This window comes from Kitasatospora sp. NPDC001132 (genome assembly GCF_053598415.1).
Genome location: NZ_JBSFKF010000022.1, coordinates 102,401 through 114,877, shown reverse-complemented (window position 1 = coordinate 114,877; position 12,477 = coordinate 102,401). Strand labels below are relative to the sequence as shown.

The following is a 12,477-nucleotide window of genomic DNA, read 5'->3' as shown; positions in this document are numbered from 1 at the left end:
TGGGGGCCGTCCGGGGGGCGTACTCGTGACCAGGTGGTGTGAGGCATGACCGAGGTGCTGTTGGCCGTCGGAACCGAGAAGGGCCTCTTTCTCGGCCGCAGCCGCGACCGGCTTACGTGGGAGTTCAGCGGGCCGCACTTCCCGATGAACGCGATCTACTCCGTTTCCATCGACCGGCGCGACGGCCGGACCAGACTGCTGGTCGGGGCCGACAGCAGTCACTGGGGCCCGTCGGTCTGGCGCTCTGACGACCTCGGCGCCAGCTGGTCCGAGCCGCCGCAGCCGGCCATCCGCTTCCCGGAGTCCACCGGCGCCTCGCTCACCCGGGTCTGGCAGCTCCAGCCCGCCGGAACGGAGGCCCCCGGCGTCGTCTACGCGGGCACCGAGCCGGCCGCGCTGTTCCGCTCCACCGACGGCGGCGAGACCTTCGCACTGGTCGAACAGCTCTGGAACCACCCGCAGCGGCCGCAGTGGGGCGCCGGGTACGGCGGCCAGGGCCTGCACACCATCCTGACCGACCCGCGCGACCCGCAGCGGCTGCTGGTCGCCGTCTCCAGCGGCGGCGTCTACCGCAGCAAGGACGGCGGCGACAGCTGGCAGCCCTCCAACACCGGCCTGCGCGCCGAGTTCTTCCCGGAGGAGCGCCAGTACCCCGAGTTCGGCCAGTGCGTGCACAAGATCGCCCCGGACCCCGTCCACCCGGACCGGCTCTACCTCCAGAACCACGGCGGCGTCTACCGCAGCGACGACTGGGGCGACAGCTGGCACTCGATCGTGGACGGGCTGCCCGCCGAGTTCGGCTTCGCCGTGGCCGCCCACCCGCGCCGGGCCGACACCGCCTACCTCTTCCCGCTCGGCGGCTCGGACGACCGCATCCCGCCCGGCCGCCGCTGCCGGGTCTTCCGCACCACCGACGGCGGCACCAGCTGGGAACAGCTCGCCCAGGGCCTGCCCGGCGAGGACCACTACGGCATCGTGCTGCGCGACGCCCTGCGCACCGACGACGCCGACCCGGCGGGCATCTACTTCGGCAACCGGACCGGCGACGTGTACGGCAGCCGGGACGAGGGCGAGAGCTGGTCGCTGCTGCTCTCCCACCTGCCGGACGTGCTCTGCCTCCGGGCCGCGGTGGTGGCCTGAGTGATCTGAGGGGTCCGAGTGGCCCGAGGCCGTCCGCGGCGGCGGCCCGAGGCGGCGGCCGGAGGCGGCGGCCGGAGGCGGCGGCCGGAGGCGGCGGCCGGAGGCGGCAGTTCGAGGCGGCAGTTCGAGGCGGCGGCCGGAAATAACCGGTTGCCGGACGGCGAGGCCTCGGTGAGCATGGGCCGCCGACGAACGACCGTGCGAATGTGGGGTGGGCCATGGCCGAGGACTGGGTGGTCAGGCGGGGTACCGACGGCGAGCCGGTGCTGCGGTACCAGCTGGACGAGCGGGAGGGACGGCCCTGGGCCGACCTGCTGGAGGTCCTGGACGAGTCGGCGGACGCCGCCGGGTTCATCCGGGCCGAGCTGCCCGGCTGGGTGGTCTCCGGCCCTCCCGGGCTCGGCCGGGAGCTGGCGGCGCAGGGCGCGCGGGTGCTGCGGCACGCCCACACCCTCCGCCGCGACCTGCGCGCCGATCCCCCACCCGCCGACTGGGCGGAGACGCCGCTGCGCGAGGGCCTGCGGCCGGTGCCCTGCGACCGCGCACCCGAGGAGCTGTACGAGGCCTGGCGGGCCGCCTTCCCCGCCGGGCACGTCGACCACTACCCGGGCGAGCGGGCCCAGGTGCTCGCCGAGCGGCTCGGCCCGCTGCTGGCCGGGAAGACCATCGGCCCGGTGCTGCCCTCCAGCGTGCTCGCGGTGGACGCCGAGGACCGCGTCGTCGCCGGGCTGACCCTCACCGACCGCGACGGCCGGCCCTGGGTCGCCGATGTCTTCCGCCACCCGGAGCGCGGCTACCGCGGCCTCGGTGCCGACCTGCTGCGCCGCGCCATCGGGGACGCCGCCGCGCGCGGGCTCGCCGACGTGACCCTGGTGGTGTCCGAGGGCAATCCGGCCCGCCGGCTCTACGAGTCGCTGGGCTTCCTGCTGCAGGAGACCTCCCTGACGGTCGTCGTACCGGACGCCGACACCGCCCGGTAACGGCCCCCGGACTCCGCCCACCACCCGGAGCCCACCACCCGGGACTCGCCACCCGGGGCTCGCCGCCCGGAGCTCGCCCACACCCCCGCGTCTCAGGGCCGGGCGAGTTCCAGGACGGCTATCCCGCCCAGCACGGTGAACGCCGCCGCCAGCCGCAGCCGGCCGAGGCGCTCGCGGAACACCACGGTGGCGATCAGCGCGGCGATCACGATGCTGGTCTCGCGCAGCGCCGCGATCGTCGCGAGGTCTCCCCGGGACTGCGCCCACACCACCAGGCACCCGTCGGGGTGGCCGGGGAGCCCGGCCGGGCACCCGCACGGGGATCCGACCCGAGGCTCGGCAAAACGGGCTGGTCGGAGGGGCTGTGTAGGCTCAACGGTCATGGCGAGGGTGACGCGGGACGATGTGGCGCGGGTGGCGGGGACGTCCACGGCGGTCGTGAGCTATGTGATCAACGACGGGCCGCGGCCGGTGGCGCCGGCGACCCGGGCGCGGGTGCTCGCCGCCGTCGAGGAACTCGGCTACCGGCCGAACCGGGTCGCCCAGGCGATGGCCCGGCGACGGACCGACCTGCTCGGGATGGTCGTCCCGGACGCCCGCCAGCCGTTCTTCGCCGGGCTCGCGCACGCCGTCGAGCAGGCCGCCGCCGAGCACGGCCGGCTGCTGCTGATCGGCAACTCCGACTACGCCGACGAGCGCGAGGCGCACTACATCCGCGCCTTCCTCGGGATGCAGGTCGACGGCCTGATCCTGGTCACCCAGGACCCGGCCACCTCCGGGCTGACCGGCTTCGACGTGGCCGACGGCACCCCCGTGGTGCTGCTGCACCACCGGGCGGAGAGCCCCGACGGCGTCGCCGTGGTCGCGGACGACGAGGGCGGCGCCCGCGAGGTGGTCCGCCATCTGCTCGGGCACGGGCACGCCGGGGTGCACTGCTTCGGCGGCACCCTCGCGCTCAGCCCGCACGACCCGGTCACCGGGCGGACGGCCGGCTGGGTCGCCGCGCTGCGGGAGGCCGGGCTGCCCACCGAGGGGCGGCTCACCCCGGCGCCGTTCGACCGGGTCCGGGCGCACGCCGAGGCGCTCACCCTGCTCGCCCGGCCCGACCGGCCGTCCGCCGTGTTCTGCGCGACGGACGACCAGGCGATCGGCCTGCTGCGGGCCGCCGACGACCTCGGCATCCGGGTGCCGGAGGACCTCGCGGTGGCCGGCTTCGACGACATCGCCGAGGCGGTGATCGCCGGGCCGGCGCTGACCACCGTCACCACGGCGCAGGACGAGATGGCCCGCGCCGCGCTGGAACTCGTCCTCGGCGGGCCGGAGCGCCGCGCCCTGGGCGCCCGCACCTTCCCGGCCCGGCTGGTGGTCCGGCGCTCCTGCGGCTGCCCGCCGGCCGAGGCGCGGGACTGACGCCCGGGTCGGCATGGGGCTGGCGCCGGCGTCGGCATGGGGCTGGCGCCGGCGTCGGCATGGGGCTGGCGCCCGGGTCGGTATGGGGCTGACGCCCGGGCCCGATGGGGCGGCTCAGCCTTCGATCAGCTCGTCCGCGAGCAGGTCCATCAGCAGGTTGTCGTGCCAGGTGCCGTCCGGGCCGCGCTCGTACTGGCGCATGGTGCCGACGGTGCGGAAGCCGACCTTGGCGTAGCAGCGGATCGCGGCGAGGTTGTCCGCGGCCGGGTCGATCACCAGCCGGTGGTAGTGGTGGTCGTGCACCAGGTGCCGGGCCATCGCCCGCACGGCGTCGGTGCCCAGGCCCAGGCCGTGCACCGTCGGGTCGAGGTAGAGGTCCATCCCGGCGTGCCGGTACTCGTCGTCGTTGTTGGCGTACCACTGGATGGCGCCGACCACCTTGCCGCCGAGGTCGATCGCGAAGGTCTCGGTGCCGGGCGACTCCAGGTCGTTGGCGACCTCGCCGAGCAGGTCGTCGCCGCCCCGCCAGCGGGCGAACACCTCGGGCGTGCCGCGGATGGCCGCCAGTGCCGGGATGTCGTCGCCGGTGGCAGGGCGGAGCGTGACCAAGGCGCCGTGCAGAATCGTCCCCATATGGGGCATGTTGGCATGGAAACCCGGCTCCGGCGAGTGTTTTCGGACCCCCGTCCGGCCCCTTCCGGCGGGCGGCCGCGGAGCGGGGAGGCAGGCCGCAGGGCGGGCGTCAGACGGAGGGGCGGGCGTCAGACTGAAGGGTGCGGGTCGCCGAGGGGGCCGAGCCAGACGGCGGTGACGGCATTGACGTAGCGGGCGCCGCAGTGGTCGTCGGGGACGACGAGCTGCGGGCCGGTGGCGTCCAGCGGGGCGCCGTCCATGCTGGTGGCGAGCAGGATCTCCTGGTCGCCGAAGTCCGGGTCGATCTCGGCCCAGGAGACCACCGCCCGGTGACCGTCGGCGCCGGCCACGGAGAGCAGGAAGCGCAGCCGCTGCTTGCGGCCGGAGAAGTCGATCCGGGGCCGGGCGGCACGCAGCACGTCCAGCAGACGCGGGCCCTCGTAGCCGTGGCGCCGCTCGCCCGCGGTCAGGCAGTCGAAGCCGACCTCGACCCGACGGGCGGGGAGGGCGCGCAGCTGCGCGACCGTGAGTTCGGCGGGGCGGTCGAGGTGGCCGTGGAGTCGGACGGTGGGTCTCGCCGGGGTCATGGGTGCTCCCTCCTCGCGGACCACGGCACTGTGGCCCGCGAGGAGGACTACCCGAGGCGACAGGTAGGCATTCGCAGCTGCCAGGACAAAAGAACTATGTCTCCGCAGTTGCGATGACAGACACCCTGCTCGGCTGGATTCTGCGGTCAGACGCCCTCGAACCGCAGTGCCCGGCGGACGTAGCCCGCGTTGCCCGAGGCGCAGCCGATCAGGACCACGTCCTGCCCGTCCAGGCACTCGAACACGGTCCAGTTCTTCTCGATGGTCTTCGGGTCGCCGTCGCGCCGCTTCCGGACCTCGACCAGCACGAGGTCGCTCGGCAGGTAGCGGGCCCGCACGGTGGCCGCGCGGAGCGGCGAGATCGCGAGCGCGCCGACCGAGGCCTGCAGGAACTCCGCCGTCGGGCGGCAGTAGGGCCGGGCACCGGTGACGCAGCCCTCGAAGAACACCACCCGCCCCTCGGCGAAGGCGTCGCGCTCCTTGCGCTCCTCCACCTTCGACTCGCCGACCGTCGCCCCCAGGATCTCGACGACCGCACCCAGAATGTCCACAAGCATCCGTGTCTCCCCTCCACCGCTCGCACGTGCAGGCCATTCGACCACGGACCGCCCGGACGGCACAGCGGTGCACCCCTTCCCGGCCCGCCTCCCAGCCCGTCGCGCGGCCCGTCCCGCGGCCCGTCTCCCGAGCGCGGACGGGGAGGAGCCGGAAGGATTTCCCCCACGGCGGTGTCGATCCGGCGCCGGCCCGTTCGACGCAGGGGTGAGAGGCGGGGAGAGGCCCCGCCCGCTCGACCGAGGAGTCACCATGCCGCGCTTCATGGCGCTGATCCGCATCGACGAGAACGCCCGCGGCGGCTGGGAGCCGGACCCGGGCTTCGAGCAGCGAATGAGAGCACTGTTCGAAGAGATCACCAGGGCCGGTGTGATGCTGGAGACCGCCGGCCTCACCCCGACCTCCCAGGGCACCCGGCTGACCTGGAGCGACGGGAAGGTCAGCTGCACCGACGGGCCGTTCACCGAGACCAAGGAGGTCGTCGGCGGCTACGCCATCCTCCAGTGCAAGGACCACGCCGAGGCCCTGGAGTGGACCCGACGGTTCCTCCAGAGCCACCCCGCGCACTGGCCGGTGGAAGCCGAGGTCCGGCAGATCGACGAGATGCCGGAGCCGCCGAAGTAGCACCTGCGTCGACGCTTGCCTCCCTCCACACCGGCTGCTCTGATGGGTGGCCGTGACGGAGAGGGCAGTTACCCCCAGGACCACGACGGCGGCTGTCGAGACGGTGTTCCGGATCGAGTCCGCGCGGATCATCGCCAGGGTCGCCCGGATCGTCCGGGACGTCGGCATCGCCGAGGAGCTGGCGCAGGACGCGCTGGTGGCCGCGCTGGAGCGGTGGCCCCGGGAGGGCGTACCGGACAACCCGGGCGCCTGGCTGACGGCCACCGCCAAGCACCGGGCGATCGACCTGGTGCGCCGCCGGGAGGTCTACGCCCGCAAGCTCGCCGAGGTGGGGCGGTCCGCGGGGGACGTGCCGCCCCCGGAGCCGGCCGCCCCGGACGACATCGACGACGACCTGCTGCGGCTGATCTTCACCGCCTGCCACCCGGTGCTGTCCGCGGACGCGCGGATCGCGCTCACCCTCCGGCTGCTCGGCGGGCTGGCCACCCCGGAGATCGCCCGCGCCTTCCTGGTGCCCGAGCCGACGGTGGCGCAGCGGATCGTCCGGGCGAAGCGGGCGCTGGCGAAGGCGGGCGTGCCGTTCGAGGTGCCGTACGGGGAGGACCGGACGCGGCGGCTCTCCTCGGTGCTGGAGGTCATCTACCTGATCTTCAACGAGGGCTACTCGGCGACCGCGGGGGACGACCTGCTCCGCCCCCGGCTGTGCGAGGACGCGCTGCGGCTGGCCCGGGTGCTGGCCGTGCTGATGCCGGCCGAGCCGGAGGTGCACGGGCTGGCCGCACTGCTGGAGTTCCAGGCCTCGCGCACGATCGCCCGGACCGGGCCGGACGGGCGGCCGGTGCTGCTCGCCGAGCAGAACCGGGCCCGCTGGGACGGGCTGCTGATCCGGCGCGGCTTCGACGCCCTGGAACAGGCGGGCACCGGGCCGTACTCGGTGCAGGCCGCGATCGCCGCCTGCCACGCCCGGGCGCGACGCTACGCGGACACCGACTGGGGGACGATCGCCGCACTGTACGAACGACTGCTGGCGCTGTCGCCGTCCCCGGTGGTGGCGCTGAACCGGGCGGTGGCGGTCTCGATGGCGCGGGGCCCGGCTGCGGCGCTGGAGCTGGTGGACGGGCTGGCGGCGGAGCCGGCGCTGCGCGGCTACCACCTGCTGCCGAGCGTGCGGGGCGACCTGCTGGCCCGGCTGGGGCGGGCGGCGGAGGCCCGGGAGGAGTTCGAGCGGGCGGCGGGGCTGACCCGCAACGAGCGGGAGCGGGAGCTGCTGCTGGAGCGGGCGGCGGCGCTCGGCGGGGGGCAGGGTGGCGAGGGGCGGGGTGGCGAGGGCAAGGGGGCCTCCGCCGGCTCCGGCCGGGAGGACTCCCCCGACTCCGGCTCCGACTCCGGCTAGGAGTCCTCCTCCAGCCGCAGTCGTGCGCTGACCGCGCCGAGGCCCTCGGCGAGCACCGCGAGCTGCTCGCGAGTGAGCACGTCGATCAGCAGCTCGCGCACCAGGGCGACGTGCCCGGGTGCGGCCTGGCGCAGCATCTCCCGGCCCTGGTCGGTGAGTTCGGCGATGACGCCGCGCACGTCGCTGGGGCAGGAGCGGCGGGCGACCAGGCCCGCCCGCTCCAGCTGGGTGACCTGGTAGGTCAGCCCGCTCTTGGAGGTGACCAGCTTGTCGGCGAGTTCGGTCATCCGCAGCGAGTCGCCGGGGGCGGCGGACAGGTGCACCAGGATCTCGTACTGCTGGTGGGAGAGGCCGGAGTCCTCCTTGAGCTGGCGTTCCAGCCGCCGGTTCAGCAGGTTGCTCGCGGTGACGAAGCCCCGCCAGGCGGCCGCCTCGTCCCGGTCCAGCCAGCGGGGTTCGTTCAGTGAGGACATGGGGTGAAGCCTACTCCTGTTGTTCAAATTCGAACGAAGGTGTACCGTCGATCGGAGTAAACGTTCAAATTTGAACTACCTGACCCGAACTGCCAGACCCGCCCACCGGTCGAAACGGTCCCGAGGAGGACGCCATGAGCACCGCGGCCCCCGAGCGCATGCCCGCCCTGTACCTGTCGCACGGCGCCCCGCCGCTGGCCGACGACCCGGTCTGGCCGGGCGAGCTGGCCGCCTGGTCCGCCGACCTGCCCCGGCCCAAGGCCGTCCTGATGGTCTCCGCCCACTGGGAGGAGGCCCCGCTCGCCCTCGGCGCCGTCACCACCGTCCCGCTGGTCTACGACTTCTGGGGCTTCCCCGAGCACTACTACCGGGTCCAGTACGCCGCCCCCGGCGCACCGGAGCTCGCCGAGCGCGTGCGCAAGCTGTTGCGCGCCCCCGGCACGCCCGTCCAGGACATCCCCGACCGCGGACTCGACCACGGCGCGTACGTCCCGCTGGTGGAGATGTACCCGGACGCCGACGTCCCGGTGCTCCAGGTCTCGCTGCCCACCCTCGACCCGCAGCGGCTGATGGAGATCGGCCGCAAGCTCGCCCCGCTGCGCGACGAGGGCGTACTGATCGTCGGCAGCGGCTTCTTCACCCACAACCTGCGGGCGCTCAGCAGGGACGGACGGGTCACCTCGGTGATGGCCGAGTTCGACGACTGGGGCCGGCGCGCCCTGGCGGCCCAGGACCTGGACGCGCTGCTCGACTTCGAGCACAAGGCCCCGGCCGGACGCCTGGCCCACCCGCGCACCGAGCACTTCGCCCCGCTGTTCGTCACCCTCGGCGCCGGCGAGGCCGACCTGGACAGCCAGCGCAGCGTCATCGACGGGTTCTGGATGGGCCTGGCCAAGCGCTCGATCCAGCTGGGCTGAGCCGCCCGGCCGGGCGGTCAGGCGTCGCCGGTGGCGACCCGCTCGGCCTGGCTGCGCTCGACGCACAATTCGTTGCCCTCCGGGTCGGACAGGGTGACCCACCCCTTGCCGTCCGGCCGGCGGTGGTCCTCCAGGACGGTGGCGCCCAGGGCCACCAGGCGCTCCACCTCCTCGTCCCGGCCGCGGTCCTGCGGCTGGAGGTCGAGGTGGACCCGGTTCTTCACCGACTTGCCCTCGGGCACCCGGATGAAGAGCAGCGAGGCGCCGGCGGACTCCACCACGGCCATCTCGTCACCGGGCTTGTCGTCCGCGCCCAGGGTGCCTTCCAGCGCCTCGACCCAGAAGCCGGCCAGGGCGTACGGGTCGGCGCAGTCGATCGTCACATGTCGTACCAAAGAAGCCATGCGCCTACTCTGAAGTGCGCCGAGCGGATCCGTCCAGCCAATTCCGGGAGTGCCGGTGGCCGTCCAGCGGGTACGGCGGGAAGGCCGGGACGATCTCCGTGAAGGCGTAGCCGCTCTTCTCCGCGACCCGGCAGGAGGCGTGGTTGTCGCCCTCGTGCAGCAGGTCGATCCGGCGCAGACCGTCGGCGGCGAAGGTGGCGAAGGCCCAGGCGGTGAGGGCCTCCACCGCGCGCGGCGCCACCCCCCGGCCGCGGGCCGGGCCGGCCGTCCAGTACCCCACCTCGGCCCTCTCCCCGCCCGGGGTGCCGCGCTTGAGCACGACGTTGCCGACCAGCTCGCCGGCGTCCAGGACGGCGAAGGAGTACCGGGTCCCGGCCGCCCGGCCCTCGTACTGGAGCCGCAGCCAGTGCGCGGCCTGCTCGGCGTCGTTCACCGGGGTGCGGGTGAAGCGGCGCAGGGTCTCGTCGCGGTAGGCCTCGACCAGGGCGGGCGCGTCGGCGTCCTCGAAGGGCCGCAGCACCAGGCCGTCGGCCGAAATGGCCGCGGTGGCGGTCACTTGAGGCCCTCCCAGCCCCAGCGAGGCGTCGGGCCGGTGGTCGTTCATGATGTGCTCCCCGTGGGTGGACCGTGCGTTGCGGCCTTCCTAGCAGTCGGCGGGCGCGGAGGCAGGCACTGCGGCCCGCTGTCCGCGCCGGGCGCAGCAAGCGGAGGGTCGGGCTCCAGCTGACTGGCCCGGCGGCGGGCCGCGGCCGCTGCTGGACTGCCGGGGCGGGGACGTGCCGGCGAACCGGCCGTCCGGGCGGGTGCTGGGGATCGCCCGGGAGCGGCTGGCGGCGGCACTGGCGGCGGCCGCGGCACCCCGGGCGAGGCGGGGCGGGTGGGGGCGGGTGCGGGCGGGGATACGGGCACGGGCACAACCGCGGGCACGGGTGCGGTACCCACGGACGGGTGACACCCCCGATCGGGGGTGTGCAGGGCGCGGGCCGGGGAGGACAGTGGGCCCCATGCAGATTCCACTCTCCGTGATGGACTTCCTCGACCGGGCCGAGCTGGTCTACGGCGACCGGGTCGGCATCGTCGACGAGCCGGTGCAGCCGGCCGAATCCTGGGGCGAGCTGAGCTACCGCAGGGTCGCCGAGCTGGCCCGGGCCCAGGCCGCCGGGCTGGACCGGCTCGGCGTCGGGCCGGGCGAGCGGGTCGCGATCGTCTCGCACAACTCGGCCCGGCTGCTGACCTCCTTCTTCGGGGTGAGCGGGTACGGCCGGGTGCTGGTGCCGGTGAACTTCCGGCTGAAGGCCGAGGAGGTGTCGTACATCGTCGAGCAGAGCGGCGCCTCCGTGCTGCTGGTCGACCCCGAGGTCGCGGACTCGCTGGGCGGGGTGGTGGCCAAGCACAAGTTCGTGCTCGGCGCGGACAGCGACGCCGTGCTGTACGACTTCGACGGCACCCCGCGGCGCTACGCGGTGGACGAGAACGACACCGCCACCATCAACTACACCAGCGGAACCACCGCCCGCCCCAAGGGCGTTCAGCTCACCCACCGCAACATCTGGTTGAACGCGACGGTGATGGCCCTGCACTACGGCGCCGGCGACCGGGACGTCTACCTGCACACCCTGCCGATGTTCCACGCCAACGGCTGGGGCCTGCCGTTCTCGCTCACCGGCCTGGGCGCGCAGCACATCGTGCTGCGCAAGGTGGACGGCGCGGAGATCCTGCGCCGGGTCGAGCGGCACGGGGTGACCTTCCTGTCCGGCGCACCCGCCGTGGTCCAGATGGTGCTGGACGCCGCCGCCGACTGGGACGGCCCGGTGCCCGGCCGGGACCGGGTGCGGATGATCGTGGCCGGCGCCCCGCCGCCGACCTCGGTGATCCAGCAGGTCGAGGAGCAGCTGGGCTGGGAGTTCATGCAGCTCTACGGCCTGACCGAGACCTCCCCCGTGGTCACGGTCAACCGCTCGCGGGCCGAGTGGGACGCGCTCCCGGCCGCCGAGCGGGCCGAGAAGCTGGTGCGGGCGGGCGCCCCGGCGCTCGGCACCCGGCTGCGGGTGGATCCCTCCGGAGAGGTGCTGGTGCGCTCCAACACCGTGCTGGACGGCTACTGGCAGCAGCCCGAGGCGAGCGCCGAGGCGCTGCGCGACGGCTGGTTCCACACCGGCGACGGCGGCACCCTCACGGACGGCCTGCTGACCATCTCGGACCGCAAGAAGGACGTCATCATCAGCGGCGGGGAGAACGTCTCCTCGATCGAGGTGGAGGACTGCCTGTACGACCACCCGGCGGTCGCCGAGACGGCGGTGATCGGGGTGCCGCACGAGAAGTGGGGCGAGACGGTGAAGGCGCTGGTGGTGCTCCGGGAGGGCCACGAGGCGGTCACCGAGGCCGAGTTGATCGCGCACTGCAAGCAGCGGCTGGCGGGCTACAAGTCGCCCACCACGGTGGAGTTCCGGGACTCCCTGCCGCGCACCGCCACCGGGAAGCTGCAGAAGTTCCGGCTGCGCGAGCCGTATTGGTCCGGGCGGGACCGCCAGGTCAACTGACGAGCCCCGACTCCCGCGCCGCTAGGGCGAGTTCGGTCCGATTGCGGACCCCGAGCTTGTGCATCGCGGACTTGAGGTAGCCCGTCACCGTGTTGCAGGTCAGGCCCAGCCGGGCGGCGATCTCCGGGTTGGTCCGGCCGGTCGCCGCCCAGCGCAGCACCTCGTGCTCGCGCGGGGTCAACGGCGGTACGGTGGAGGGCTTCCGGGGCCGCTCGCGGTTCCAGGCGGCGGCTCCGGCGAGCGCCCGGGCCGCCGCTTTCGCCAGCGTGCCGACCGCGGAGATCCGCACGTCCCCGAACGGGACGACGGTGCGCAGCGAGGCGTACACCACGCCGTGCACGGTGCCGCCGTCCATCAGCGGGACGGTGAGCATCGCGTACAGGTCGTCGGCGGCCACGGCCGCGTCGTAGTGGTGCGAAATGTTCGTCGCCGCACGGTAGTCGGGCACCCAGGTGGGTGCGCGCTCGGCGAGCGCCCGGCCGCCGAGGCCGAGTCCGGCCGGGACGGGTATGTCGTGCAGCAGGTCGGCCCGGGTGCCGGCCCAGTGCCGCAGCACCATGCCCTCGGCGTCGGGGCGGCTGCCGGGCAGCGGCTCGGGCACGCCGACCAGGCCGACGTCGACGCCGCACTCCGCCACCACCCGGCGGGCGAGGTCGCCGAGCACGGCCTCGCGCACCAGCTCGGCGGCGCGCGCGGCGAGTTGGGGATCGTCGGGTTGCGCAGCGTCGTCGAGGGGTTGCGCAAGGCGGGGGTCCGCAGCCCTGGTCATCGCGGAATTGTCACACGCGGTGGGGCCGGTGGCGAGAGTCCTGACATGCGTG

Annotated in this window: 15 protein-coding genes; 7 read left to right on the top strand and 8 right to left on the bottom strand. The window is 74.2% G+C overall.

Going from position 1 to position 12,477, the window contains the following annotated elements:
- Positions 1-45: 45 nt before the first annotated feature.
- Both ACWDBE_RS26240 and ACWDBE_RS26235 read left to right on the top strand, forming a co-directional pair.
- Positions 46-1,140 (top strand): WD40/YVTN/BNR-like repeat-containing protein, encoded by a 1,095-nt coding sequence (locus ACWDBE_RS26240; protein ID WP_449789882.1) that lies wholly within the window; start codon positions 46-48, stop codon positions 1,138-1,140.
- A gap of 218 nt (positions 1,141-1,358) precedes the next feature.
- Positions 1,359-2,120 carry a GNAT family N-acetyltransferase gene (locus ACWDBE_RS26235; protein WP_449809280.1) on the top strand — a complete coding sequence of 254 codons (762 nt, stop codon included), beginning with the start codon at positions 1,359-1,361 and terminating at the stop codon, positions 2,118-2,120.
- Positions 2,121-2,212: 92 nt separating this feature from the next.
- Here ACWDBE_RS26235 and ACWDBE_RS26230 read toward each other — a convergent pair whose 3' ends face one another.
- Complete coding sequence (locus ACWDBE_RS26230) at positions 2,213-2,392, bottom strand: hypothetical protein (protein WP_449809279.1); 180 nt, start codon at positions 2,390-2,392, stop codon at positions 2,213-2,215.
- A 109-nt stretch (positions 2,393-2,501) separates the two neighbouring features.
- On the opposite strand from ACWDBE_RS26230, the gene ACWDBE_RS26225 reads away from it, so the two are divergent.
- A complete protein-coding gene (locus tag ACWDBE_RS26225) occupies positions 2,502-3,530 on the top strand; it encodes a LacI family DNA-binding transcriptional regulator (RefSeq protein ID WP_449789885.1) in 1,029 nt (342 codons plus the stop codon).
- A gap of 114 nt (positions 3,531-3,644) precedes the next feature.
- On the opposite strand, the gene ACWDBE_RS26220 is transcribed toward ACWDBE_RS26225, so the two are convergent.
- From ACWDBE_RS26220 to ACWDBE_RS26210, 3 genes are all read right to left on the bottom strand, one after another.
- Entirely contained in the window at positions 3,645-4,163 is a 519-nt protein-coding gene (locus tag ACWDBE_RS26220; RefSeq protein WP_449809278.1) for a GNAT family N-acetyltransferase, read from the bottom strand.
- A gap of 128 nt (positions 4,164-4,291) precedes the next feature.
- On the bottom strand, positions 4,292-4,750 hold the full coding sequence (locus tag ACWDBE_RS26215) for a molybdopterin-dependent oxidoreductase (protein ID WP_392868819.1): 459 nt from the start codon (positions 4,748-4,750) through the stop codon (positions 4,292-4,294).
- A gap of 146 nt (positions 4,751-4,896) precedes the next feature.
- On the bottom strand, positions 4,897-5,307 hold the full coding sequence (locus ACWDBE_RS26210; RefSeq protein ID WP_449789887.1) for a hypothetical protein: 411 nt from the start codon (positions 5,305-5,307) through the stop codon (positions 4,897-4,899).
- Between the two features lie 250 nt (positions 5,308-5,557).
- Here ACWDBE_RS26210 and ACWDBE_RS26205 point away from each other — a divergent pair, with 250 nt between their 5' ends.
- Positions 5,558-5,929, top strand: coding sequence for a YciI family protein (locus tag ACWDBE_RS26205; RefSeq protein WP_449789888.1), 372 nt, complete (start codon positions 5,558-5,560; stop codon positions 5,927-5,929).
- Between the two features lie 52 nt (positions 5,930-5,981).
- On the top strand, positions 5,982-7,322 hold the full coding sequence (locus tag ACWDBE_RS26200; RefSeq protein ID WP_449789889.1) for an RNA polymerase sigma factor: 1,341 nt from the start codon (positions 5,982-5,984) through the stop codon (positions 7,320-7,322).
- Here the strand turns inward: ACWDBE_RS26200 and ACWDBE_RS26195 are convergent.
- Positions 7,319-7,786 carry a MarR family winged helix-turn-helix transcriptional regulator gene (locus tag ACWDBE_RS26195; protein WP_392870016.1) on the bottom strand — a complete coding sequence of 156 codons (468 nt, stop codon included), beginning with the start codon at positions 7,784-7,786 and terminating at the stop codon, positions 7,319-7,321. The two genes, ACWDBE_RS26200 and ACWDBE_RS26195, sit on opposite strands and share 4 nt — an antisense overlap.
- A gap of 143 nt (positions 7,787-7,929) precedes the next feature.
- Here ACWDBE_RS26195 and ACWDBE_RS26190 point away from each other — a divergent pair, with 143 nt between their 5' ends.
- Positions 7,930-8,712: a dioxygenase family protein gene (locus tag ACWDBE_RS26190; protein WP_449809277.1), complete on the top strand. Its 783-nt coding sequence runs from the start codon at positions 7,930-7,932 to the stop codon at positions 8,710-8,712.
- Positions 8,713-8,729: 17 nt separating this feature from the next.
- Here the strand turns inward: ACWDBE_RS26190 and ACWDBE_RS26185 are convergent, their stop codons facing one another.
- Positions 8,730-9,116: a VOC family protein gene (locus ACWDBE_RS26185; protein ID WP_449789891.1), complete on the bottom strand. Its 387-nt coding sequence runs from the start codon at positions 9,114-9,116 to the stop codon at positions 8,730-8,732.
- Positions 9,117-9,120: 4 nt separating this feature from the next.
- The gene (locus ACWDBE_RS26180; protein WP_449809276.1) at positions 9,121-9,720 is read right to left on the bottom strand and encodes a GNAT family N-acetyltransferase; all 600 of its coding nucleotides are present in this window, start codon (positions 9,718-9,720) and stop codon (positions 9,121-9,123) included.
- 400 nt (positions 9,721-10,120) lie between these two features.
- On the opposite strand from ACWDBE_RS26180, the gene ACWDBE_RS26175 reads away from it, so the two are divergent.
- A complete protein-coding gene (locus ACWDBE_RS26175; RefSeq protein ID WP_449809275.1) occupies positions 10,121-11,656 on the top strand; it encodes an AMP-binding protein in 1,536 nt (511 codons plus the stop codon).
- Here the strand turns inward: ACWDBE_RS26175 and ACWDBE_RS26170 are convergent.
- On the bottom strand, positions 11,649-12,425 hold the full coding sequence (locus ACWDBE_RS26170) for a helix-turn-helix transcriptional regulator (protein WP_449809274.1): 777 nt from the start codon (positions 12,423-12,425) through the stop codon (positions 11,649-11,651). The genes ACWDBE_RS26175 and ACWDBE_RS26170 overlap by 8 nt on opposite strands.
- Between the last annotated feature and the right edge of the window lie 52 nt (positions 12,426-12,477).

What these genes read in the sequence shown, in the direction of transcription:
- ACWDBE_RS26205 (WP_449789888.1), top strand. Translation starts at nt 5,558, where the DNA reads ATGCCGCGCTTCATGGCGCTGATCCGCATCGACGAGAACGCCCGCGGC.
- ACWDBE_RS26225 (WP_449789885.1), top strand. Translation starts at nt 2,502, where the DNA reads ATGGCGAGGGTGACGCGGGACGATGTGGCGCGGGTGGCGGGGACGTCC.
- ACWDBE_RS26175 (WP_449809275.1), top strand. Translation starts at nt 10,121, where the DNA reads ATGCAGATTCCACTCTCCGTGATGGACTTCCTCGACCGGGCCGAGCTG.
- ACWDBE_RS26180 (WP_449809276.1), bottom strand. Translation starts at nt 9,720, where the DNA reads ATGAACGACCACCGGCCCGACGCCTCGCTGGGGCTGGGAGGGCCTCAA.
- ACWDBE_RS26170 (WP_449809274.1), bottom strand. Translation starts at nt 12,425, where the DNA reads ATGACCAGGGCTGCGGACCCCCGCCTTGCGCAACCCCTCGACGACGCT.
- ACWDBE_RS26240 (WP_449789882.1), top strand. Translation starts at nt 46, where the DNA reads ATGACCGAGGTGCTGTTGGCCGTCGGAACCGAGAAGGGCCTCTTTCTC.
- ACWDBE_RS26220 (WP_449809278.1), bottom strand. Translation starts at nt 4,163, where the DNA reads ATGGGGACGATTCTGCACGGCGCCTTGGTCACGCTCCGCCCTGCCACC.
- ACWDBE_RS26235 (WP_449809280.1), top strand. Translation starts at nt 1,359, where the DNA reads ATGGCCGAGGACTGGGTGGTCAGGCGGGGTACCGACGGCGAGCCGGTG.
- ACWDBE_RS26215 (WP_392868819.1), bottom strand. Translation starts at nt 4,750, where the DNA reads ATGACCCCGGCGAGACCCACCGTCCGACTCCACGGCCACCTCGACCGC.
- ACWDBE_RS26190 (WP_449809277.1), top strand. Translation starts at nt 7,930, where the DNA reads ATGAGCACCGCGGCCCCCGAGCGCATGCCCGCCCTGTACCTGTCGCAC.
- ACWDBE_RS26210 (WP_449789887.1), bottom strand. Translation starts at nt 5,307, where the DNA reads ATGCTTGTGGACATTCTGGGTGCGGTCGTCGAGATCCTGGGGGCGACG.
- ACWDBE_RS26185 (WP_449789891.1), bottom strand. Translation starts at nt 9,116, where the DNA reads ATGGCTTCTTTGGTACGACATGTGACGATCGACTGCGCCGACCCGTAC.